General features: G+C 66.7%; 22 protein-coding genes. 6 read left to right on the top strand and 16 right to left on the bottom strand.

Going from position 1 to position 22,857, the window contains the following annotated elements; translation table 11 throughout:
- The first annotated feature begins 86 nt into the window (after window positions 1-86).
- Complete coding sequence (locus AC10V3_RS28685) at window positions 87-989, top strand: LysR family transcriptional regulator (RefSeq protein ID WP_022538752.1); 903 nt, start codon at window positions 87-89, stop codon at window positions 987-989.
- 6 nt (window positions 990-995) lie between these two features.
- Here the strand turns inward: AC10V3_RS28685 and AC10V3_RS28680 are convergent, their stop codons facing one another.
- The 7 genes from AC10V3_RS28680 to AC10V3_RS28650 form a co-directional block, all read right to left on the bottom strand.
- Window positions 996-1,313 carry a non-heme iron oxygenase ferredoxin subunit gene (locus tag AC10V3_RS28680; protein ID WP_022538751.1) on the bottom strand — a complete coding sequence of 106 codons (318 nt, stop codon included), beginning with the start codon at window positions 1,311-1,313 and terminating at the stop codon, window positions 996-998.
- Window positions 1,314-1,322: 9 nt separating this feature from the next.
- Window positions 1,323-1,793, bottom strand: a complete 471-nt coding sequence (locus tag AC10V3_RS28675) for an aromatic-ring-hydroxylating dioxygenase subunit beta (protein WP_022538750.1) — start codon at window positions 1,791-1,793, stop codon at window positions 1,323-1,325.
- Window positions 1,794-1,795: 2 nt separating this feature from the next.
- A complete protein-coding gene (locus tag AC10V3_RS28670; RefSeq protein WP_022538749.1) occupies window positions 1,796-3,049 on the bottom strand; it encodes an aromatic ring-hydroxylating dioxygenase subunit alpha in 1,254 nt (417 codons plus the stop codon).
- A gap of 85 nt (window positions 3,050-3,134) precedes the next feature.
- Window positions 3,135-4,124 (bottom strand): 2Fe-2S iron-sulfur cluster-binding protein, encoded by a 990-nt coding sequence (locus AC10V3_RS28665; protein WP_022538748.1) that lies wholly within the window; start codon window positions 4,122-4,124, stop codon window positions 3,135-3,137.
- A gap of 96 nt (window positions 4,125-4,220) precedes the next feature.
- Window positions 4,221-5,186, bottom strand: a complete 966-nt coding sequence (locus tag AC10V3_RS28660; RefSeq protein WP_022538747.1) for a D-2-hydroxyacid dehydrogenase family protein — start codon at window positions 5,184-5,186, stop codon at window positions 4,221-4,223.
- 2 nt (window positions 5,187-5,188) lie between these two features.
- Entirely contained in the window at window positions 5,189-6,559 is a 1,371-nt protein-coding gene (locus AC10V3_RS28655) for an MmgE/PrpD family protein (protein WP_022538746.1), read from the bottom strand.
- Between the two features lie 49 nt (window positions 6,560-6,608).
- On the bottom strand, window positions 6,609-7,589 hold the full coding sequence (locus AC10V3_RS28650) for a Bug family tripartite tricarboxylate transporter substrate binding protein (protein ID WP_490923822.1): 981 nt from the start codon (window positions 7,587-7,589) through the stop codon (window positions 6,609-6,611).
- A 139-nt stretch (window positions 7,590-7,728) separates the two neighbouring features.
- Between AC10V3_RS28650 and AC10V3_RS28645 the strand changes: the two genes are divergently transcribed.
- A complete protein-coding gene (locus tag AC10V3_RS28645; RefSeq protein ID WP_022538744.1) occupies window positions 7,729-8,676 on the top strand; it encodes a LysR family transcriptional regulator in 948 nt (315 codons plus the stop codon).
- 105 nt (window positions 8,677-8,781) lie between these two features.
- On the opposite strand, the gene AC10V3_RS28640 is transcribed toward AC10V3_RS28645, so the two are convergent.
- Together AC10V3_RS28640 and AC10V3_RS28635 are read right to left on the bottom strand one after the other, a co-directional pair.
- Entirely contained in the window at window positions 8,782-9,561 is a 780-nt protein-coding gene (locus tag AC10V3_RS28640; RefSeq protein WP_022538743.1) for a DUF2182 domain-containing protein, read from the bottom strand.
- A gap of 8 nt (window positions 9,562-9,569) precedes the next feature.
- Window positions 9,570-10,349, bottom strand: coding sequence for a DUF899 domain-containing protein (locus AC10V3_RS28635; protein WP_022538742.1), 780 nt, complete (start codon window positions 10,347-10,349; stop codon window positions 9,570-9,572).
- A 116-nt stretch (window positions 10,350-10,465) separates the two neighbouring features.
- Here AC10V3_RS28635 and AC10V3_RS28630 point away from each other — a divergent pair, with 116 nt between their 5' ends.
- The 3 genes from AC10V3_RS28630 (at window position 10,466) to AC10V3_RS28620 (ending at window position 13,084) form a co-directional block, all read left to right on the top strand.
- A complete protein-coding gene (locus tag AC10V3_RS28630; protein ID WP_490923821.1) occupies window positions 10,466-11,686 on the top strand; it encodes a helix-turn-helix domain-containing protein in 1,221 nt (406 codons plus the stop codon).
- 13 nt (window positions 11,687-11,699) lie between these two features.
- The gene (locus tag AC10V3_RS28625) at window positions 11,700-12,386 is read left to right on the top strand and encodes a Vgb family protein (RefSeq protein WP_041681790.1); all 687 of its coding nucleotides are present in this window, start codon (window positions 11,700-11,702) and stop codon (window positions 12,384-12,386) included.
- Between the two features lie 104 nt (window positions 12,387-12,490).
- On the top strand, window positions 12,491-13,084 hold the full coding sequence (locus AC10V3_RS28620; RefSeq protein ID WP_374063716.1) for an NYN domain-containing protein: 594 nt from the start codon (window positions 12,491-12,493) through the stop codon (window positions 13,082-13,084).
- Here the strand turns inward: AC10V3_RS28620 and AC10V3_RS28615 are convergent.
- A complete protein-coding gene (locus AC10V3_RS28615; RefSeq protein ID WP_041681789.1) occupies window positions 13,003-15,153 on the bottom strand; it encodes a phosphocholine-specific phospholipase C in 2,151 nt (716 codons plus the stop codon). The genes AC10V3_RS28620 and AC10V3_RS28615 overlap by 82 nt on opposite strands.
- A gap of 354 nt (window positions 15,154-15,507) precedes the next feature.
- Here AC10V3_RS28615 and AC10V3_RS28610 point away from each other — a divergent pair, with 354 nt between their 5' ends.
- Window positions 15,508-16,359 carry an HAD-IIA family hydrolase gene (locus tag AC10V3_RS28610; RefSeq protein ID WP_022538738.1) on the top strand — a complete coding sequence of 284 codons (852 nt, stop codon included), beginning with the start codon at window positions 15,508-15,510 and terminating at the stop codon, window positions 16,357-16,359.
- Here AC10V3_RS28610 and AC10V3_RS28605 read toward each other — a convergent pair.
- The 6 genes from AC10V3_RS28605 to AC10V3_RS28580 form a co-directional block, all read right to left on the bottom strand.
- Window positions 16,346-17,179 carry a MurR/RpiR family transcriptional regulator gene (locus tag AC10V3_RS28605; protein ID WP_041682092.1) on the bottom strand — a complete coding sequence of 278 codons (834 nt, stop codon included), beginning with the start codon at window positions 17,177-17,179 and terminating at the stop codon, window positions 16,346-16,348. The two genes, AC10V3_RS28610 and AC10V3_RS28605, sit on opposite strands and share 14 nt — an antisense overlap.
- 168 nt (window positions 17,180-17,347) lie before the next feature.
- A complete protein-coding gene (locus AC10V3_RS28600; protein ID WP_041682091.1) occupies window positions 17,348-18,484 on the bottom strand; it encodes a DSD1 family PLP-dependent enzyme in 1,137 nt (378 codons plus the stop codon).
- A gap of 30 nt (window positions 18,485-18,514) precedes the next feature.
- On the bottom strand, window positions 18,515-20,053 hold the full coding sequence (locus tag AC10V3_RS28595; protein ID WP_022538735.1) for a M81 family metallopeptidase: 1,539 nt from the start codon (window positions 20,051-20,053) through the stop codon (window positions 18,515-18,517).
- Window positions 20,054-20,067: 14 nt separating this feature from the next.
- Entirely contained in the window at window positions 20,068-21,051 is a 984-nt protein-coding gene (locus tag AC10V3_RS28590; protein ID WP_022538734.1) for a Bug family tripartite tricarboxylate transporter substrate binding protein, read from the bottom strand.
- 159 nt (window positions 21,052-21,210) lie between these two features.
- Window positions 21,211-22,182 carry an ornithine cyclodeaminase family protein gene (locus AC10V3_RS28585; RefSeq protein WP_022538733.1) on the bottom strand — a complete coding sequence of 324 codons (972 nt, stop codon included), beginning with the start codon at window positions 22,180-22,182 and terminating at the stop codon, window positions 21,211-21,213.
- The gene (locus AC10V3_RS28580) at window positions 22,172-22,801 is read right to left on the bottom strand and encodes a helix-turn-helix transcriptional regulator (protein ID WP_022538732.1); all 630 of its coding nucleotides are present in this window, start codon (window positions 22,799-22,801) and stop codon (window positions 22,172-22,174) included. The genes AC10V3_RS28585 and AC10V3_RS28580 overlap by 11 nt, the downstream gene beginning before the upstream one ends.
- Between the last annotated feature and the right edge of the window lie 56 nt (window positions 22,802-22,857).

Genomic DNA, 22,857 nt, shown 5'->3' with positions numbered 1-22,857 from the left:
CGCGCTTTCGCGCTGATTGAAATAGCGGCATAGAATGGCTGTCCAACCGTCCATTCACAAAATCAATAAGCCGTGCGGAGCGAGACATGGAGTTGCACAACGTCGACCTGAACCTGCTGGTGGTGTTCGAACACCTGCTGCGCCTGCGCACCGTCTCCGGCACGGCCAAGGCGCTGGAGCTGAGCCAGCCTGCGGTCAGCAATGCGCTGGCCAGACTGCGTCGCATCTTTGACGACGACCTTTTCGTGCGCAGCGCCAAGGGCATGCTGCCGACCCCGCTGGCACTGGAGCTGGCCGAGCCGGTGTCATATGCGCTGGATGCGCTGCACACCGCGCTCAACCGCAAGGTCGACTTCGATCCGGCGCGCAGCGAGCGTGACTTCCATATCGCGATGACCGATATCGGCGAAGTCCACTTCATCCCGAAGCTGATGGGCGCGCTGCGCGAGCTGGCGCCGGGCGTTTCCGTCGCCACGGTGCGCAACACCGCGGTGAACCTGGCCGAGGAAATGAGCCAGGGCAAGATCGACCTGGCCGTCGGCCACCAGCCTGAGCTGGCTTCCGAGTTCTTCCAGCGCCGGCTGTTCCGCCAGCGCTATGTCTGCATGTTCCGGCCCGGCCATGCGCTGGACAAGCGTACTGTCCGGCTGCGCGACTTCGAGGACGCGGAGCATGTGGTGGTGACCGCGGCCGGCACCGGCCATGCCCGCGTGGACGAGATCCTGGCCAAGGGCGCCGTACAGCGGCGCATCCGTTTAAGGGTGCCGCACTTTGTCGCGCTGGCGGACATCGTTGCCAGTACCGACCTGGTCGCGACGGTTACCCAGAAGTTTGCCGAGCGCAGCGCCAAATACTTCGGGCTGAAGTACGTCAAGCACCCGGTGGACCTGCCGGATATCCAGATCAACCTGTTCTGGCACGCGCGCTACCACCGGGACCCGGCCAACCAGTGGCTGCGCACGCAGGTATTCGACCTGTTCTCCGAATAGGCGCGCTCAGCCCAGGTCCAGCCAGACCTTGCCGCCGTCGATCCGCACCGGGTAGGCGCGGATATTCTCGGTCAGCGGCGCGCATAGGGCTTCACCATTCCTGACGTCGAACTTGCCCTGGTGCAGCGGGCATTCGATCTCGTGGCCGTCGAGGAAGCCGTCGCACAGCCGTGCATGGCCGTGGGTGCAGATGTTGTCGGTGGCAAAGATCTCGCCGTCGACACCGTACAGCGCGATCTCGCGGCCTTGGACCTCGATGGCGATCACATCGTCCTGCGGCACGCTGGCAAGCGCGGCGGCCTCGATCCAGGTTTCAGTCGTCATGGTTGTCTCCTAGATGGGATAGATCAGCGAGTTGGGGATCATCTCGCTGTCGAAGATGCAAAGGCGGGACGCAAAGCGCAGGCCTTGCGGCGTGCGCACGATGGTGTCCAGGTAGCGGCCGGTGTTGAGCACATCGGTGAGCTGGTCGGGCTTGGTGCGCAGCACCGCGTAGTTGGCTTCGGCAACGATCCGCTCGCCATCGGCCTGCCGCACCAGCGGCGCGCCGACGATATGGCGCTGGTAATACGGGTCATGGAACAGCGTTTCGCGGATGCCGAAGACGCGGTCCTTCAGCATGCCCTTGCTCTCGAACGACAGCGTCGCCAGCGGTAGGCCGCGCTCGTAGTTCTCGCGTGGCTGCAGGCGGTAGATGCAGTCGTCGGTGAAGAAGTCGGGCCATTTGTCCCACTCGCCGTTGTCCACCACGGCGGTGTAGTCGGCGTAGAGCGCAAGCAGGGCGTAGTAATCCTGGAAGTCCATGGTCAGATCTCCATCACCTTGCGCCAGTAGGCGTACATGCCGCGGATCAGCGTCTCGGTGACCATATGGTCGGTGTTCTCGGCGGTGGTGCCGCCCAGTTCTGCCAGCACGCGGTGCCACGGCTTCTGCGTAAAACCCTCCTGCGAGCATTCGATGACTTCGCCATCGTCGGCGGAGACAAAGCCCGCCGGCCCGAACAGGTTGGCCTGGCGCAGGCGGCGCCGCGTCATTTCCTCGGTGTCATCCTCGAAGCCGAAGTGCGTCCAGACAAAGTCGAACGAATCCGGGCCGTTCGGCTGGATATGCCGCGTGGACACCGAGTTGACCTGCTGCTGGAAGATCACGCTGGGGAAGACCGTCATCATCACCGCGGTGGGATCGCCCCACCAGGGCTCGTGCACGATGTCGAGAATGCGGTCGTCCTGCAGCGCCATCTGGTCCTTGAAACTGGCCACGCCCGAGGTCACCTCACCTTTACCGCCCTGGCCGCGCGTGGAAACCATCGCGGCGTGGCGGAACTGCTCGTCCATCACCAGGCGCGACTTGTTGTCGGCGCGCCAGAGGCCGAAGGTCACGAACCAGGTGTGGAGGAGGCCGGGGTGGTAGGGATCCTTGATGTTCTCCTGCATCAGCTTCCAGTTACCCGGGATGCGCTGCTTGTTGTAGCCGAGGATCTTGAGCTTGCGCCCGTGGAACAGGCGGTCGAAGTAGCCGGTGATGTCCGGGCCGAGGAAATCCTCCAGCGGCTCGACCTCATGGTCGAACGACGCAAACACCACGCCACCACGCACCGCGACCTTGAGGCGCGTCAGCCCGTGGTCCTGCGGCTTGAAATCCGCCGGCATGCCGCCATTGACCTTGCCGTCCTGCTTGACGCCGCGGCGGAACGGCACGCCCTGCAGGTTGCCCTTCAGGTCATAGTTCCACTGGTGGTACGGGCAGTGGAAATCCTTGCGGTTGCCGCTGCGCTCGCGGCAGAACTTCATGCCGCGGTGGGCGCAGACGTTCTCGACCACGTTGATCTCGCCTTCCTGGTCGCGCACCAGGATCACCGAGCGCTCGCCGATCACGGTGCGCTTGAAGTCGCCGGGGTTGGGAATCTCGGCCTCCAGGCCGACGTAGTTCCAGTGGCCCCGGTAGAAGCAGCGTTCCAGCTCGCGCTGGTAGAGCTGCTGGTCGGTATACACGCGGAAGGGGATGCGGCTGATGCCATCGTCTTTCCAGACCGGCTCGGTCCGGGAGGATGTGGTGTCCATGGTTGTCTCCGGTTTCCTGTCAGGGGATGCGGTGTAGCGTCGCGCAGCCGGTGCGCAGGCGTTCGATGTCTTGAGGCTGCCGGGCTCAGGTGCCCGAGGCGTAGAAGGCGTCGGCGTAGATATGTTCGGGACGCACGCCCTTGTCGCGCAGCAGCAGCGTGGCCGCGTCGACCATCGGCGGCGCACCGCAGAGGTAGGCGCGCCAGCCGCCCAGCGCGCCGAAGTCCTGCGCCACGGCTTCGGTGACCAGGCCGGTGCGCAGGTCGCTGGCATTGCCGGGCACCGTGGACACGACTTCCACGCGCAGGCGCGGATGGCGCTGCGCGAGTTCGTCCAGCCAGTGCAGGCCGTAGGCGTCGCGCGGCGAGCGGATGCCGAAATAGAGATGGATCGGGTTGGGCAGTCCGGCTTCGATCGCGCCGCGCACGATCGACAGCACCGGCGCCAGGCCGGTGCCGCCGGCGATGCAGAGGATCGGGTCGTCGTTGCGGGTGCGCAGGTACGACGTGCCGAGCGGGCCGCTGACGCGCACCGTATCGCCGGCCTTCAGGGTGTCGCGGATATAGCAGGTGACGCGGCCGTCGGGGACCATGCGGACGTGGAATTCCAGCTCGCCGTCGCTCGCCAGCCGCGCCATGGAATAGGGGCGGCTATGGTCCGGCGCGAACTGCAGCATGGCGTACTGGCCCGGCGAGAAAGACAGCGGCTTGGCCGGGGCCAGCCGGATCATCCGGACATCGTGGCTCAGGTCTTCCAGTGCCGTGACGGTCGCCTTGACGATGCGGGCGGGATGGACGACGACTTCGTCCGGCTCGGGAATCTCGATGGTGCAGTCGCCGGCCACGACCGACTGGCACGCCAGCACATGCCGTTCAGCCTGGTGGTCGGCATTGTGGAAGGCATAGCCGCCGGCTTCATGAATATCGCCGTCGACGACGCGGCAGCGGCAGGTGCCGCAGCGTCCGGCCATGCAGCTGTAGGAAATGGGAACGCCGTTCTGCTGCAGTGCGGTCAGCAGGTTTTCACCGTGGGGGACATTCAGGCGTTGCCCTTGGGGGAGGACGAGGACTTCCATGCCGTCTCCATATTCGTTGTCGTAGTAGTGACGGAATAATGGTTCAGCATGGAAAATCAGCCAATAGAATCGCGGTTATATAGCCTATTCACCAGATCAATAAGGGTCGGCAGCGTCGCGCAGCCAGGCCTCCAGCGCGCCCACTACGCCCTTGGCGAAGGTCGCGAAGACCGGCTCGCTGACAAAGCCCATATGCGGCGTGATCACCACGTCGCGGCGCTGGCGTAGCGGGGCATCCGGCGGGACCGGCTCGGCGTCATACACGTCCAGCGCTGCCATCCCGGGGCGCTTCTGGTCGAGCGCATGGGGCAGGGCTTCCATGTCGACCAGCGCGGCGCGCGAGGTATTGACCAGGATCGCGTCCGGCCGCATCAGCGCCAGCCGCCCGGCATCGATCAGCCGCGTCGTGGCCGGCGTCGGCACCAGGTGCAGGCTGACGATGCGCGAGGTCGACAGCAGGGTTTCCAGGCTGACCGCGGTCACGCCTGCCTCGGCCGCGCGCTCGGGCGTCATGCGCGGGCTCCAGGTCACGACTTCCATGCCGAAGGCCTGGCCGACGCGCGCCACGCGCTTGCCGATCTCGCCAAGGCCGATCAGGCCCAGGCGCTCGCCGTGCAGCACGCCGGGCAGCGGCAGGCTGTCTTGCGGCCGCCAGCCGCCGGCGCGCATGGTTGCCATCTGCCCCTCGAGCTGGCGCACCGCCGCCAGGATCAGCGCCCAGGTCATCTCGCAGGTGCTTTCCTTGGACGGGCCCCAGCCGGTGTTGGCGACCGGGATGCCGCGCGCCTGCAGCGCCTCGGTGTCGAGGGTGTTGTTGCGCGTGCCGGTATAGATCACCAGCTTCAGGCGCTGTGCCAGTTGTAGGCGCGCTCCATCCAGCGGGGTGCGGTCGCGCACCAGCACCAGCACATCGGCGTCGCGCAGGACCGCATCCAGCGCCTCGCCGCGCAGCGGTTCATGGTGGAAGCCGACCTCGGCACGGGCCGAGATCGCCGTCCAGTCCGCCAGGCGCGGCAGCGCGCGCTCGTAGTCGCCGAGTACGGCAATGCGTGGACGGGTCATGGTCAGGGGCGCGCTAGGGCGGTCAGGGTGCGCACGTCGGCGGTGGCGCCGAGCTGCCAGCACGCGTCGATCAGCGCCGAGACCTTGCGCGCGCCCAGCACCGGGTCGGCCAGCGCATGGAACTTGGCGTTCAGGTTGGCATCGGTCATCGGCCGCTGCAGCGAGCCGATCGCGTGTTCGACATCGACGCTGACCTCGCGGCCGTCCTTGAGCACGGCGCGCACATGGGCGGCGGCCTCATCGACTTCCGCATCGGCGGTGGCCACGACCTTGCGGCGCAGCGCGACCACGTCGTCGCGCAGCACGACCTCGTCGGAGAACTCATCCTCGCCGGCGCGGCCGAAGATCAGCCCGGCGGCGCAGCCGTGGTAGACGCTGAACTTGGCGAGCAGGCCGTCGCTGGGCTCCTTCTTGCCGGTCAGTTCCAGCACCAGCGGATGCACGCGCAGCTCGATGCGCTCGACGTCCGCGGGGTTGACGCCTTGCTCGCGCAACTGCACGCAGGCGTCGATGCTCGGATGGATCACGATGCCGCAGGCGAACGGCTTGTAGGTGTTGAACGAAATCTCGAAGCGCTCGCCGAGCTGGTCGGTGATCTCGTTCCAGTCGGTCTTGGCGGAGATCACCTGCATAAAGCCGCGCGGCGCTTCCAGCGCCCGCGCGCTCGCGGTATAGCCGTGGCTGGCCATCAGGGCCGACATCAGCCCGGCGCGCGCGGCGCCGCCGGGATGGAAGGGCTTGGTCATGGTGCCGAACTGCTCGCGCAGGCCCACCGGCTGCGAGGCGGCGATGCCCAGCGCCATGGCGGCGCGCTCCTCGTCCAGTCCGAGCAGCCGCGCGCAGGCGGCCGCGGCGCCCAGCATGCCGGTCGAGCCGGTGATGTGCCAGCCGCGGTCGTAGTGATCCGGGTACATCGCATTGCCGACGCGGCAAGCCACTTCGATGCCGAGCACCACCGCATCGGCCACCGCGCGGCCACTGGCGCCGGTGTGCTCCGCCAGCGCCAGCGCCGCCGAGGCCACCGGGCCGGCCGGGTGGATGATGGTCTTGAGATGGGTGTCGTCGAAGTCAAAGGTATGCGAGGTGATGCCGTTGACCAGCGCCGCGCTGGCCATGTCGACCTTCTCGCCGCGGCCCAGCACGGTGGCTTGCGCCGACGGCTGCAGCATCGCCACCGCGGCCAGCGCCGCATCGGCGGCCTCATGGCGCGCGGCGCCGACCGCGCATCCCAGCCAGTTCATGAAGGTGCGATGGGCCTCGTGCTCGACCGCTTCGCTCCAGCCCTGGCTGGGATGGGTCGCGACAAACCGGCCCAGGATGCGGGTCACGGGCGGGGCGTTGTGGTCTGCGGCGACATGGGTGTTGCGTGCCATGAAATCTGTCCTTGTTCAGTAAAAGCGGATAGCTGGGAAGGGGGATGGCTCAGGCATCGAGCCGAATGCCGCGGTCGCGCGCCAGCTTGCCCCAGCGGTTAATCTCGTCGGCGATATAGCGGCGGAACTGGTCGGGCGTCATCGGCATGGGCTGCAAGGCCTCGGCGGAGAGCTTGTCGGCCAGGTCGGGGCTCTTGAGCACGGTGTTCAGCGTGCTGTTGAGGCGGGCCACCACGTTGGCCGGGATGCCGGCCGGGCCCACCACGCCATACCACTGCATGGCGTCGAAGCCCTTCAGGCCGGCTTCTTCCAGTGTCTGCGTGTCCTTGAGCAGCGGGTGCCGCGCCTGGCCGGTCACAGCCAGCGGCCTGACGCGGCCGGAACGGATATGCGGCAGCGCCGCCGACAGGCCCGGGAACATCGCCTGGGTCTGGCCGCCGATCAGGTCGTTGAAGGCAGGCGCGACGCCGCGGTAGGCGGCATGGGTCATCTGCAGCTTCATCTGCTGCGCGAACAACTCCATGGTCAGGTGCGTCAGCGAACCGGGACCGGCCGAGCCATAGGCGATCGCGCCCGGCTGCTTGCGGGCATAGGCGATAAAGGCCTCCAGCGTGGTCGCCGGCACGTTCGCGCCTACCACCAGCACGTTGGGCGTGGCGCCGATCATGCCGACCGGCGTGAAATCCTTGAGCGGGTCGTACGGGACCTTGCGGGTGGCGGGGTTAGTGCCGTGCGTGGCGACGTAGCCCTGCATCAGGCTGTAGCCGTCGGCGGTGGCCTTGGCCGTCATCTGGCAGGCAATCACGCCCCCGCCGCCGGCCTGGTTCTCGACCACGATGGACTGGCCCAGCACGCGGCCCCAGCGCTCGGCCACGGTGCGGCCGATCAGGTCCGAGCCGCCGCCGGCCGAGACCGGCACCACGTAGCGCAGCGGCTTGTTGGGAAAGGGCTCCTGCGCCCTGGCAAGGCCGCCCGTGGTGGCCAGCAGCATGGCGCTGGCCTTGAGCAGGGTCCGGCGTGTCGCGTTCATCAGTCTCCTCCGGTGCGCCACTGTCGGGCGCTGTTCTCGGTCGGCCCCGGCCTGGCAGGCGGGAGCGGGTGAGCGAATGATGGCGTGCCGGTGCTAGACTGTGAATTGCAAATTTCCTTACGATTGATGCAAGGTCTGCATGAATTTGAATCTGTCCGATCTGCGCGCCTTTGTCGCCGTGGCCGAACACAGCAGCTTCCGCGCCGCCGCGGCGGAACTGCACCTGTCGCAGCCGGCGCTGTCGCGCCGGATCGAGAAGCTGGAGGATGCGCTGGGCGTGCGCCTGTTCGACCGCACCACGCGCTCGGTCGAGATGACCGCGGTGGGGCGCGAGTTCTCGCGCCGGGCGCGCGACCTGCTCAACGGGCTGGATGAGTCGCTGCTGGGCATCCGCGACGTCGCGTCCCGGATCGCGGGCGAAGTCACGGTCGCCTGCGTGCCGTCGGCGGTGCGCTATTTCCTGCCTGGCGTGCTGCGCGAATACCACGCGCGCTATCCGCGCATCGTGGTGCGGCTGGTCGACGAAGGCGCCAACGAGGTGCTCAACATGGTGGTGCGCAACGAGGCGGACTTCGGCCTCAACTACATCGGCACGCAGGAGCCTGACGTGGAATTCGAGCCGGTGCTGCGCGAGGCCTTCGTGGTGGCCTGCCCGCCCGGCCATCCGCTGGCGAAGAAGAAGCAAGCCACCTGGGCGGAACTGGGCCAGTACGACTATATGACGGTGGGCAAGGCCAGCGGCAACCGGCTGCTGCTGGACCTGGCGCTGTCCGAAGTGCCGGTGCGCCCGCACTGGTACTGCGAAGTGCGGCATGTGTCCACGCTGGTGAGCCTGGTCGAGGCCGGGCTGGGAATCGCCGCGGTGCCGCGGCTTGCAATGCCGCCGGGCGACCATCCCACGCTGAAGAGCGTGCCACTGGTCGATCCTACGGTGACGCGCACGGTAGGGCTGATCCGGCGCCGCGGCCGGTCGCTGTCGCCGGCGGCGCAGCAGCTCTACGACATGCTGCTGGCCACCAAGGTCGAGGCGAAGTCCGGGCTGAGCCGGGCAGGCAAGCGCAAGGCGCCGCGCGCCGCGGCCGGTTGAGCGCGGGCGGGCAATCAGCCTGCGCCAGCTCCCGCCAGTGCGCCCCTGCGTGCCACCATCGTCCTGCGTGCGATAGCGCGGTGACGCGCGAGCGGCCGGGATGCGCTAGCCGAGCCCGGCCGCTCGCGCGATCAGCAGTACTCCCGCGTTGACGGTAACGACGCCGATCCCCTTTGCGACCCGCGCGCCCGCCGGGGCGAGACGTTCGGCCGTGATGGCTGCCGTGACCGCGGCCATCACGCGCAGGTCCATCACGCCGACGGCCAGCAGGCTCGCCGTCAGCCCGGCGCAGCAATAGCTGCAATGCAGGCCAAGGCGCAGGCCATAGCGCCATGCCGCGCCGGTATAGGCTGGCATCGCGGGCGCGTACCGGCAGCACGCAAGCTGGCGGGCTTTCCACTCGGTGAACTGCAGCGCGCCGGCGCACAACACGACCACGCCGGCCAGCATCGGCATGGCGCGCGCCAGCGCCGGCCAGTGCATCGCAAGCGCCGCCAGCGCGGCACCCGGCGCAAAGACTGCCAGGCCCAGCATCGCCCACACGCAAAAGTAGGCAATGCCTGCCACCGCGTAAAACAGTTCTGGCCTGGCCGTGACGCGCCACAACACTGGCGCCAGCGACGGCAGCATCATTACCGCCATCATCACCACCCACATGCCGAGGAAGGATGCCGCGGCGCCGGCCCAGGTCTGCCCGCACATCCGCGTCCATGCCATCGACAGGGTCCAGCCGCCGGGCATCGGCATCGCGCCCATGGCGGACATGGCGTCGTGCAGCATGAATGTGGCCGTTGCGCAGGCGGCGAAGAGCACGGTGCAGATGCCGATGAAGACTCCCATGCCTGCGCGGACCTCGGGCGTTACGGTTGTGCCGGCGATCGCCATGGCTTGCCTCAACGCTCGCCATACTCATCATGGCGGCGCCACCAGACGCCGCCGGTCTCATTGCGCCCCTTTGGCGCGCGGTCGAGCCACTGGTACATGCCCCACAGTCCGTCGAGCCCGCGCGCATAGGTGGAATAGCAGTGGTAGACCACGCCGTCCTCCATCACAAAGGCGCTCATGCCGGGCCGGTCACGCTGGTAGGTGGCCGAGTCGGTGCCGCACATCGCCGCAAACTTGTCTTCCGCCGGCTGGCCGCCGGCTGCCAGCTCCGGGCGCCATGCGAACGCCGGCTCGCGCCGGTAGTTGTAATCGATATCGCCCTCACGCTGCTGCGCCGTGGTGAACGCGACGTGGAAGTCGCTGTTGAAATCGCTGTCGTCCGACGAGGCCCACGGGAAGGTCCATCCCATGCGTTGCTTGTAGGCCTGCAATGTCGCGAGCGGCGCGCGCGACACGGCCGTCAGCATGACGTCATGGTTGGCCAGGTGGACGGCGAAGCCGTTGAAGCCGTCGGCAATTGCCGAGCACGACGGGCAGCCGGCCTTGTAGGCGGGACCGAACATGAAGTGGTAGACGAGCAGTTGCGAGCGCCATTTGAACAGCTCGGCCAGCGTGGTGCTGCCTTCGTCGGTTTCGAAGCGGTACGCCTTGTCGATCCGCAGCCATGGCAAGGCCTGTCGTTGCTGCGCCAGTTCGTCGCTGCGCCGCGTCAGTGCTTTTTCCGCTTCCAGCAGTTCGAGCCGGGCGGCCAGCCAGTCTTCGCGCGTGGCGGTTGCATGTGTGGTCATCGTGGGTTCCTCCGTGGATGTCGTGCGGTATGCGATACGCCGCGTGATCGGGTAGTCGTGTGCTAGATTAGGCGCCGGCATCGACAGGTGGGAGTGACATGTGTGGCGCGATTCAGATGGACGCAGCGATCTCAGCCGCCGCACGCGCGCTCGCGGCCGGTGACCCGCTCGGGGCGCTGAACCGGGTCGCCTTGCGCGACGACGCGCCGGCGCTGGCGCTGCGCGGCATCGCCATGGCGCAGCTCGGCGACCTGATGCGGGCCAGGGCGCTGGTACGAAGCGCGGCGCGTGCCTTTGGCAGCAAAGCGCCGGTGGCCCGCGCACGGTGCGTGATTGCAGAGGCTGAAATCGCACTCGCGGCGCGCGACCTGGGCTGGCCGGCGAAGACTCTCGACGCCGCCCGGGCGACGCTCGAAGCGCACGGCGACCGGTTCAATGCCGCGCATGCGCGCTATCTCGGCATCCGGCGGCTGTTGCTGATCGGTCGCCTCGACGAGGCCGAGGACATGCTTGCCGGGCTCGCTCCCGCGCGCTTGCCACCTGCCTTGCGAACCACCCACGAGTTGATCCTGGCAGGCATCGCCATGCGGCGCGTGCAGGCCCGTATCGCGCGCGCCGCGCTCGCCAGGGCGGGCCGCGCTGCCATGCTCGCAGGCATCCCTGCGCTGGCAGCGGAAGTCGAAAACGCCGCCCGTATTCTCGATGCCCCCGCCGCACGCCTGATCGCGCGCGGCGAACCGCGGCTGCTGCGGCTCGAAGACGTTGAAGCCCTGCTGGCATCGAAGACGCTGGTGGTCGACGCCTGCCGCCTTGCCGTGCGCAACGGCGGGACGGTGGTGTCGCTGGCCACGCGCCCGGTGCTGTTCGCCCTGGCACGCGCGCTGGCCGAAGCCTGGCCGGAAGACGTGCCCCGCGACACCCTGATCGCGCAAGCCTTCCGCACCCGACACATCGACGCCTCGCACCGCGCGCGCCTGCGTGTGGAAGTGGGGAGGCTGCGCGCCGTGCTCGGGACGGAGGCGGACATCAGCGCCACCCCGAGCGGTTATACGCTGGTGCCGCGCCGCACACGCGAAGTCGCAGTGCTGGCGCAGCCAGTCGAGGACCGCAACGCGCCGGTGCTGGCGCTGCTCGCCGACGGCGAGTCATGGTCCAGTTCAGGCCTCGCGCTTGCACTTGGCGCCAGCCAGCGCACCGTGCAGCGCGCACTCGACGCGCTGGCCGCAGCCGGCAAGGTCCAATCGATCGGCCACGGCCGCGCGCGCCGCTGGATGACCCCGCCCGTGCCGGGATTCACGACGACTTTGTTACTCCCCACGCCGCTGACCGTTGACTAGGATGGAGAGCATGATGAAACGATACCCCGCACAAATCCTCCGTGAATACGGCCCGTTCCCCGGCGTCGACAACGTGCATGGCGTCTCGTACGACGGCCGGCATGTCTGGATCGCCACCGGGGACAAGCTCAATGCCTTTGACCCGGCGAACGGGCAGGTTGCGCGCTCGCTCGATGTGGCGGCCAATGCCGGAACCGCCTTCGATGGCAAGCACCTGTTCCAGATCGACGGCGAGCGCATCCAGAAGATCGATCCGCAGACTGGCGCCGTGCTCGCTACCATCCCCGCCCCGCCGGGCGGCGGCAACTCCGGGCTCGCCTGGGCAGAAGGGACGCTCTGGGTCGGCCAGTACAGCGAACGCAAGATCCACCAGGTCGATCCGCAGACCGGCGCGATCCTGCGCACCATTGCTTCCGACCGCTTTGTCACCGGCGTCACCTGGGTCGATGGCGAGCTGTGGCATGGCACCTGGGAAGACGATGCCAGCGAACTGCGGCACGTCGATGCGCGCACGGGCGCGGTGCTCGAGAGCATCGAGATGCCGGCGGGCGTGGGGGTGTCGGGGCTGGAGTCCGACGGAGGGGAGAAGTTCTTTTGCGGGGGCGGCAACAGTGGGAAGGTGAGGGCTGTGCGGCGGCCGGGGCGTGGGGCCGGTGCTGGCGGTGACTCAGAAATCGCTGTCGATGTTACGCGCAAGTGATTGTCGATCCCGATCGGTGGAAGCCTCTGAGGAGACGACATCAAGGCTCGTAGCCTGTCTTTATCGCGACCAACTGACTGAGTAGCAACCACGCAGCTCGCACTATGGTGCTCAGCCCGATAGTGCGTTTGATCGGTTGCGGGCCAAACGCAAGCTGGCTCTGCGGCTGTGTAGACATGCGAATAGGCATCGACGTCGCGTCACTTGCCTTCAAGAAGCAAGTGGATCAGATCGTTCTGATAGCAGGGGATGCTGACTTCGTGCCAGCCGCCAAGCAGGCCCGTCGCGAAGGCGTTGATTTCATTCTCGACCCGATGTGGCGGGCGGTTCCGCAAGGGCTGCAGGAACATATCGACGGTTTGCGTTCGTCATGCACGCGGCCCAAGCGAGATCACCTCGTACCGGATGCAAGCGACCTGACGGGGTTCCAGGAATACGGCGAGGCGCCGAACGTGGCTGGGAAAACTACAGGCTGGGCATCGCCGCGCACGCGGCGGCGCGGATATCAGGGGCATTCAGCCCCTCTAAAGCCGCCGCCGACGGCGGCGAATGTGCAAGCGGCCTGCACCAAGGCAGGCCGCCCGCTTCAAATCAAAAAGTCACCAGGCGCCGGCGGTCACGCACCGGGCATCGCCATGGCCGGATCGCTGACGCTGTCCTTGCCGGTTTCCAGGCGGCCGGCAAAGCGCCGCAGGTAGCTCGTGTCGTCCGCGCGCACCACACTGAAGTCGTACCAGCGCGCGCTCCTTTCCAGCGACCAGCGCTCTTCCACGACCTCGCCGCCCGCGGGTACGGTCAGCGTCCACGGGCCATCGTTCCGGTACGCGTTGGCCTTTACCGTCACCGTGCACGCGGCGTTGCCGGTGTTGCGCATATGCAGGTACAACTGGCCGTGCTTCGGGTCGTAGCAAACCTGGCACTCCGGCTGCGCGCCGCTGGCGGCCACAGTGCCGGTGAAATGCCGGACGAAGCCGTTCGGTCCGAGCACCCACAGGTCGTACTTGCCGTTGTCCGCGACGAGGTCCCACGCGTCCGACAAGGTCTTGTCCGCTTCCACGGTGTAGCGTCGCGGGATGCGGTCCAGGTGGAGCTTGTCGTAGACATGAAACACCGCGCCCTGCGCGCCGCTGTTGGCGAAGAGCAGGGTCACGCTGCGGCCGGCGCTGTCGACGCGCGCGCTGGTGTGCAGCTCGTAGGGCAGTGCGCGCGAGAAGCGGGTGCCGATTTCCTGGAACAGCGGCTGTGGCGTGGCGGGCGGCGTCGGCGCCGGCATGGTCTTCTGCTGGGCTTCGATGATCGCGTAGTCGCTGGTATCGGGCAGTGCGGGGAACTTCGGGTCGTTAGGCGTGGCGAAATCGAAGGCCGAGGTCAGATCGCCGCAGACCGCGCGGTGCCAGGGGCTGATGGCGGGAATGGTGATGCCGAAGCGCTGTTCGAGGAACAGCCCCACAGACGAATGGTCGAACGTCTGCGAATTGACCCAGCCCCCCTTGCTCCATGGCGATACCACGTACATCGGCACGCGCGGGCCCAATCCCCACGGGCGCAGGTTGCCGCTGATGGTGTCTTCGGGATGCAGGTACTTGCGTGCCGGGTCGGAGAAATACTCGCCTTCCAGCGGCAGCGTCGCCTTTCCGGCGAGCGTGCCATCCAGGTTGTAGGAGGGCACGGCCGGCGGCGGCAGGTGATCGAACAGCCCGTCGTTCTCGTCGAAGGTCTGGAAGAACACGGTCTTGCTCCAGACGTCCGGGTTCGACGTCAGTGCATTCAGCACCTGGGCGGTGAAGTTGCCGCCGTGCTGCGGGCTTGACGGCGCGCCGGGGTGTTCGGACTGCAGCTTGGTCGGCAGCACCCACACTACCTCGGGCAGCGTGCCGTTCATCACGTCGCGCTGCAGGTCCTCGATGGTCCACAGGCTCATGCCTTCCTTGTACGTCGGCGACTCCGGCTGCGCCGTGCGGAACGAATCGAAGGCCAGGCCACCGTGCATCGCGCCAGTCCAGTTGTCGTTCGGATTCTGGTAGATGCGCCAGCTGATGCCGGCCTTTTGCAGGACATCGGGAATCGTCGGCCAATGGAAGGACGAACCGGCATAGGTGTAGCCCGGCGTCGGCAGCGCGCCCTTGATCCAGCAGCGCAGGTTGTTCGGCTCGGAGTCCGTATCGGTGCAGTTGATGCCGCTCGCGCGGAGCTCAGGATTGAAGTTGGAACCCGAGAAGAAGACGATGCGGTTGGGATCCGTGCCGGTGGTGATGGAGCAGTGATAGGCGTCGCAGATGGTGAAGGCTTCGGCCAGCGCGAACTGGAAGGGGATGTCGTCGCGCTTGTAATAGCCCATCGAATACGGCTTCTTGAACTTGGGCCACAAACCGAACTTGCCCTGGTTCCATGCCGCCTGCGCATCCGAGAACGAGTGCGGCGTGCTCGGGACCAGCAGGGCGTTCATGGTCTGCTTGTCCAGGTGGAAGGGCGGAATCTCCTTCGTGCCATCCGACTGGTACCAGACCGGCTTGCCGTTTTCGAGCGGGATCGGGAAGCGGTCGCCGAAGCCCCGCACCCCTTTCATGGTGCCGAAGTAGTGATTGAAGGCACGGTTTTCCTGCATCAGGATGACGATGTGCTTGACGTCCTTGATGGTGCGCGTCTCTACGGCGGCGGGCACGGCAAGCGCGCGGCGGATGCTCGGCGGCAGCACCGTGAGCGCGGCGGCCGCACCCATGGCCTGGGTGGCGGTGCGGAGGAAATTGCGTCTGTCGTTGGATTGCATGTGGCTGACCTGTGGGCGATGGCGTGGGGAGGGGATCAACAGAGGCTCAGGGGGCGCAGCGCAGCGTGTCCGCCGGCTTCTTCTGCTCGTTCGCTTGTGCCGATGAAAGTTGCTGTGACGTTGCCGTGGATGCGGAGTCATCTCCGCCGCCGCAGCCGGCAAGCGCCGAGCTCAGTACAACGCCAGCCAGTACAGCGAGACATCTCGTTCGCAGGGTGTTCATGGAGGTTCCGTGTCGCGTGGTGGGGGATGGGACAACACGGATGCTAGAAGACCTACATGACAATCAAATGAACAGTGCTCAATAAAAAGTGTATGTAGAATGAGCGTTGTTCAAAATGATCGAACGCAAAGATGACAGATATCAGGCGGTTCCCCTCCGGCCAACGTGCCACCGACGATGTCCCCATCCCGCGGCCGGCGCTGCCGCCCTGGCGCGCGCCGGCATGGCGCTACATCGTCGACCTGGACGGTACGCTGATCCGCAACGGCGCGGCCATGCCGGGCGCGGCCGCGCTGCTCGAGGCGTTGCAGGGCCGCTATGCCATCGTGTCGAACAACTCGACCGACACGGCGGCCGGCATGTCGCGCAAGCTGCGCCGCATGGGCCTGGCCGTTGCACCGGAGCAACTCGTGCTTGCCGGCGAAATGTCCGTGGACTGGCTGCGCCGCACCTCCCCAGAGGCGCGGGTGCTGTTGTTGGGCAGCCCGGCATTGCGCCGCCATGCGAAGCGGATCGGTTGCCAACTGGTGGAACAGGGCCCTGACGTGGTGCTGCTGGCGCGCGATCCCGACTTCAGCTACGGCAAGCTGGCGCTGGCGGCGAACGTGCTGCGCGCCGGCGCCAGGCTGGTGGTCACCAATCCCGACCTCAGCCATCCCGGCGACAACGGCACCTGCGTGCCGGAAACCGGTGCGCTGCTCGCCGCGCTGACAGCCTGTGCCGGCGTGCATCCGGAGTGCATCATCGGCAAGCCCTCCGATGCGCTGTTCCACGAAGGACTGCGGCGGTTGCAGGCGAGGCCGGCGCAGGCGCTGATGATCGGCGACAACCCGGCGACCGATGCCGCGGGCGCGGTCGCGATGGGCATGTCATATCTGCTGCTTGGCACCGGCTCCGGGGCGGAGGCGGAGACCCCGGCCCAGTTGCTGGACACATGGTGTGCCGGCCGCACGGCCCTGCACGCCAGGCTCAATAGCGTTTGAGCGACAGTACGTCGAAGGTGTGGCGGATGGTCTTGACCGCGCGGTCGTAGTCGGTCAGCGCCAGGCAGGCGATCAGCACATCGATGATCGCCAGTTGTGCCAGGCGGCTCGTCATCGCCTCCGTGCGAAAGTGGGTCTCGCGTGCCATTGTGAGCAGCACCACATCGGAGAAGGCCTGGATCGGCGATTTGCCGAAGTTGGTGATGCAGATGGTGTGCGCGCCGGCCTCCTTCGCCAGTCGCGTCGCCGTCACGGTTTCATACGTGCTGCCGGAATGCGAGATGGTCAGCACCGCGACATCCGGCCCCGTCAATGCCGCGCTGATGACCTGCACATGCGAATCCACCACGGCCTTGGCGTTAAGGCCGATGCGCAGCATGCGGTAATGCGCGTCCTCGGCGATGGTGGCCGCGCTGCCGATGCCGTAGATCTCGATGCGCTTGGCTTTCTTCAGGATATGAACCGCGCGCTGCAGCGCCGCCACATCCAGGGTTGACTGGGTATCGCGCAACGTCTGCACATTGCTCTGGAAGATCTTGCGCACGACTGCCGCCGCATCGTCCTTCGGTTCCAGGTCTTCGTGGATCATCTGGACCGGCTGCACGATCTCCTGCGCCAGCACGATCTTCAACTGCTGGAAGCCGGTGGCGCCGAGCGTCTTGCACAGCCCGACCACGCTGCCTTCACTGGCGCCGGTGCGCTCGGCCACTTCGCTGACGGACATATGGACCACTTCTTCCGGATGACCAGCAATGAAGTCGGCAATGCGCTGGCCGGTGACGCCCAGCGTGTCGCGGATGCTGTCGATGCGCGCCACGATGGCGCTCAGCGTGGCTTGCTGCGGATTCGGGGCGGCCTTGCCCGGGGCGGCCTTTCCCGGGAGTTTCTTCTTCGCTGGCATGGATGGTTTTCCGTCGCGCGTCCGGCGCTGCGGACACATGGCCGCCATTGTAGAAGACTTCCGCGTTCGATCCTTGCCGCGCCCGTGTCACCAGCCATGGAAGCGCTCCCATAGCGCCAGTTCACCGCCTTTGGCGAGCGCCCGGTATTCGGGGAACTGCGCGCCGGTCGCACACGCGTGATTGGGCAGGATGCGCAGCCGCGTGCCAACCGGAAAACGCCCGGCGATGTCACCATCAGGCACGCCTTCGCGCGACACGATGCCGTGCTCCTGGTTGGCGCCGCTCAGCACGTAGCCTTGCAACACCGTGCCGTCGATCGTGCAGACCAGCCCATAGCCATAGTCCCGCTTCTGCTTCTGGGTGCCGCGATCGCGGCTCATCGCCATCCACCCGGCGTCGACAATGGCCCAGCCCTTGTCGGTCTGGTGGCCGATCACCGTCGTCAGTACGCTGAGCGCGATGTCATCGGTGGTGCAGACGCCCACGTTGCTCATCACCAGGTCAAACAGAACATAGACGCCGGCCCGCACCTCGGTGACACCATCGAGCTGCGCGGCGGAAAGAGCCGTCGGGGTCGAGCCGACGCTGACCACCGGGCAGGGCAGGTGTGCCGCCCGCAGACGCTCGGCCGCACGCACGCAGCCGGTGCGTTCTTGCTCGGCCATGGCGCCCAGGGCCTCAGCGGTGTCAAGCTCATAGCTCGAGCCAGCGTGGGTCAACACCCCGCCCAGCCGCATGCCCCCATCGTGCAGGGCGCGGCCGACGTCCAGCAGCGCAGGGTCCTCGGGCTGGATGCCGGAGCGGTGGCCGTCCGTGTCGATCTCGATCAGGACCTCGAAGACTTCTCCGTTCGCTCGCCCGAATTCTGCAATCGCTTCAGCGGAGGCCACGCTGTCGGTGAGGATCTTCAGGTCGCAGCCTCGCCGGCGCAAGGCCAGCGCCTGGGGAAGCCGGTGCGCGGCCATGCCAACGGCATAGAGGATGTCGGTGACGCCCTCGGCGAGAAAATATTCGGCTTCCTTGAGCGTAGAGACCGTGATACCCGTCGCGCCGGCGGCGAGCTGGGCACGCACGACCGGCGTGCACTTGGAGGTCTTGACGTGGGGGCGGAAGCGTACGCCGAGCGCATTCATGCGCTGCTGCATCCGATCGATGTTGTGCTGCATGCGCGTCACGTCGATGACGGCTGCGGGTGTATCGAGGGTGTCGAGAGTAGAGTGCATGTCGAACCGGATGGTCATGGGTGGGAGCGGTCAGCTCAACAGGCGGATGTGCGGTGTCCACTCTGTCATGGTGTCCAGGGGGACGACGGGCCGGGGCAGACGCCGGAAGTCGAAGCGCGACAATACCGGCGAGGTCAGGCCCGGCGCGTCGACGCTGAAGATCTGTTCGGGGGCGAAGAATTCGTCGAAGGCGGCGCGGAAATGGCCGCGCGATTTCACTACCACCGTGCGTGCCGCTGCGATATCGATGCCGAACATCTCGAAGAAAACGGGCTCGTGGCATTGATGGCGATTGGTGATCACCACGACCTGCACGCCGCCCACTCGCAGCAGGGCTGACGGGCCCAGGTTAAAGCTGCATCCGGCCAGCTGCCCCCGGCGTCCAATGCCTTGACCCGAATGCAGCCGTAGTACCGTGGCGGGCGCGCTGAAGGCTTCGGAACAGGCGGTGCTTTCGCCGCGATTGAAGTGGGCGGTGAATTCAGTGCCCATGCCGAGGGCATGGGCCTGCGCGCTGAGCTCGGGATCCGTGACCACACCCAGCACGGCATCGCGCACGCCGGCGCGCAATAACGCGTCCAGCAGGAAAGGGGTATTACCGCGTCCGCCGCCGCCGGGGTTGTCTGCCACATCGGCCAGCAATACGGGCGGGCGCGCGTGGTCCTCGCCGGCGGCCTTGGCCAGCGCGACCGCCTCGTCAAGCGACGTCAACTCGGGCGTGAAGGCTGCGCGCCCAAGCCAGGCTGGCGTCACCAGCGCCTGGGCGGTCTCGCGGGCGAACCCGGCATCGCCGCGGGTCGAGACAATCACCGTCAGGCCGTTCTTGGGCGTATCGCCGAAGGCAAAGCCGCCGACCACCGAAATATTGACGATGCGCGGGTCGTCCAGCGCTTCCGCTTGCTGGATCATGTCGGCGTAAGGCCCGGTGCCGGGCGCGGTCAGCAACTGGGTCGGCGGCGCACAAACCGGCATGCGCACATGCGCGACGCAGAAGCGCGCGCCGCGCATCAGCTCCATGAGTATCTCAGCCGCTTCCGTGCCGCGTTCTGCCATGTCGGTATGCGGATTGCGGCGATAGGAAACAAGCGTGTCGACCGCGTCGACCATGCGATCGGACACATTGGCATGCAGGTCCACCGTGGCGACGACCGGCACCGACGGTCCCACGATGGCCCTTACCGTCTCGAAGACCACGCCATCGGGATCATCTTCTTCGGTGGTGATGGCGGCACCGTGCTCGCAGATGTAGACGGCGTCCAGCGGCAAGGCGGCGCGCAGTTCCCGTTCAAAGACAGCGAGGGTCTCAAGGAAGAAGGCGTGATCGACGGGGCCGCCCGATTCTGCGTTGGCAAAGAGGATCGGCACCGGTGTCCACGGGCCGCTGGCATCCATGCGGCGGACAAAGGCCGGGATCTCCGGGGTCATCGCGGGTGCGGCAGCGCGGGCATCGGCCAGCAGCGCACTGCCGGCAAGGTAAGCCCGGTCCACGAAGTCGGCGCGCGTGGACACGGGAGCAAAACGGTTCGATTCGATGGCGAAGCCGAGAATCGCAATGCGGGAATTGGACATGGTCGGCGGAATGCTCAGTTCTGCTTGGGGATCTTCGCGGTTTCGACCAGGTCGGCCCACTTCTTCTGCTCGCTGGCGATAAAGCGCAGGAAGTCGTCGCGGTTGCCCGTGGCCGCGACGGCGTTGGCATTGGACAGGTCCTGGCGCAAGCCGTCGGACTTCAGCACCTTTTCCAGCGCCGTGCCAACCTTATCGACAATCGGCTGCGGCGTGCCCTTGGGAAACACCAGGCCGCCCCACGAGACGTTTTCATAGCCCTTCAGCCCTGACTCATTTAGCGTCGGCACGTCGGGATACAGCGCAACGCGTTCGCGGCTGGTGATCGCCAGCGCGCGCAGCTTGCCGCTCTTGACCAGTGGCCACGCCACCGATGCATTGGTAATGGTGTAGTCGAGCCGGCCGCCGGCGAGGTCGGTCAGCGACGCCGGGTCGCCGTTGTACGGAATGAACAATACGTCGATGCCGGCCATCTTCTTTAGCAGTTCGCCGCCCATATGGCCGCTGCTGCCGGTGCCGGCAGCAGCGTATGAGAGCTTGCCGGGCGACTTCCGCGCCAGTGCGAGCAGCTCGCCAACGTTCTTGACCGGGGAGTCGGCGCGTACCACCAACAGGTTGTAGATGGAGAACATGCGGCCCACAGGCACGAAGTCCTGTCGCACATCGTAGGGCAGCTTGTTGAACAGGGCCGGGTTGATGGCCAGCGTGTTGATGTTGCCGTAGCCCAGCGTGTACCCGTCCGGCGCAGCACGCTTGACCTGGGCCATGCCGATGTTGCCGGCGGCGCCCGGGCGATTGTCGACGACAAAGTTGGCGTGGGTCTCTTTGGCGAGGTGCGTCAGCACGATGCGGGTCAATACGTCGGCCGATCCGCCGGCAGCGGAGGCAACGATGACGGTCACCGGCTTTTGCGGCCAGGCGTTGTCGGCGGCGCGGGCAGGCGCAGTGAAACTACAGGCGGCAATCAGTGCGAGAGCCGTGAAGGCAGTGGTGGGGCGCATGAAACCATCTCCGGACAATAAAGGAAGGAATGGAGGTCCTTGGCCGTCCGGATGCGCATCATTGGCGTGCGGGGGGCAAGGCGCCGAAGCCGCGCAGCGGCTGCGGTGACATCATCGAAAGCAAGCAAGGCCTACATCGTGCAGACTCCGCTGAACGCATTACCAGGACCACGCGATGTCGGAACCCACGCGGGCCGCGCCGGCGCGCTGAAGGAGCATGCGTGCGACGGTCAGGTCCTGCAGCGCGAGCCCGGTCATGTCGAAGACCGTGATGTCGGTCGGTTGCCGCTCCACGAGGGCCTTTCCCGTCAGCACATCGCCCAGTTCCGTGCACGGCGTATCGGGGGCCCACTGGGTTTCGCCGATCTGGCGCGCTTGTGCCTGGTCGTCGACGAAAAGGCGCACCCGCTCCAGCAGGCCCTGGGGTAGTTCCCGCTTGCCTTTGGTGTCGGCGCCGACGCAATTCAGATGCGTACCGGGTTGCACCGACTCCGCTTCAAACAATGCACCGCCGCCAGGGGTTGCGGTGATCACGACATCACTCTCAGCCACCGCGGCATTGCCATCGCCGGCATGCGAGATGTCGCAGCGGTGCGCGAAGTACGCTTCAAAAGCAGCGTCGGGCTTGCCGGCCGCGGTGGCATAGCGGACCTGGCACAGCGCCGGCAACAGTTGCAGCGCGAAGTTGAGTTGCACGCGCGCCTGCACACCGGTGCCGAACAGGCACAGGCGGGTACTGTCCGCTCGCGCGAGCTGCTGCAGCCCGAGGCCACCCGCCGCACCGGTGCGCATGGTCGTGACCGCATTGCCGTCGATGATGCAGACCGGCCGACCGGTAGCGGGGTCGATCAGCATGATGGTGGCCTGGTGCGGCTCACCGCCGAGCCGGCGGTTGTCCGGCCAGAATCCCGCCGCCTTGAAGCCGAGCAGGCCTTGCGCCTGCACATCCCCGGACTTGATGCCGAATACGCCGCCCGTTGCGAGCGGCTCGCGCACCACGGGGAAAACGCGGCCCTCGCCCTGACTATGCAGCACGAAGGCCTCGCGCACGGCTTGCAGGACATCGTCGGGCAGCAGCAGGGCCTCGACCTCGTTCTTGTCGAGCAGCAGCAGGCGGGCGTCACTTGGCATCGCTGTACACCGTTGCCCGCGATACGCCCAGGTGCATCGCGACGATTTCCATGGCCCGGCGCACTTCCATGCAGCCGGCTTCCTTGAGCTCGCGTATCAGTGCGCGCCGCTCTGTCGCCTTGAGCGAACGGGGCGTCGTGGCGAGCCGCGCCGCAAACTGGTCAATGCGATCCCGGATGGCGTCTGCGCTGATCGGATCGAGCGATTCGGTGACGCCGGCCGCAGCGCCAACGCTGCCAAACTGTCCCAGCATGCTCTGCAAGCCGCGGAAGAGGGTCAGGTCCACGTTCAGGCACAAGGCGGCGATATATCTCCCGCTCGAATCCTTGATGCCGATGGACGTGCTTTTCGCCTGGCGGCCATCGGCGAACTGGTTCGCATAGTTGGCGATGACCTGCTGGTATTGCGGATCGGCAATGCGGGCCAGACCGAGTTCTGTGGCCGGATCGCCAGGCTGGCGACCGGACAGATTGTTGTGGATCGCCAGGATGGCTTGCTCAGGGTGCAGGAGGTCGTGAACAACGACTTCGCAGAACGGCGCCAGGGTCTCGCCGAGGCCCTGCGCCACTTGCTTGAGCTGCTCGAGCAGCGCTTGCTGCTCCGGGGTACGTTTCGTCATGTGGACATATTATCCAGCATTAGACGATTTGTAAAGGATGAATTTTGCCTGGCTTT

Source organism: Cupriavidus sp. PB-02, assembly GCF_058252315.1.
Note: the sequence above shows the minus strand (reverse complement) of the source record. Positions and strands in the feature narration are given on the sequence as shown.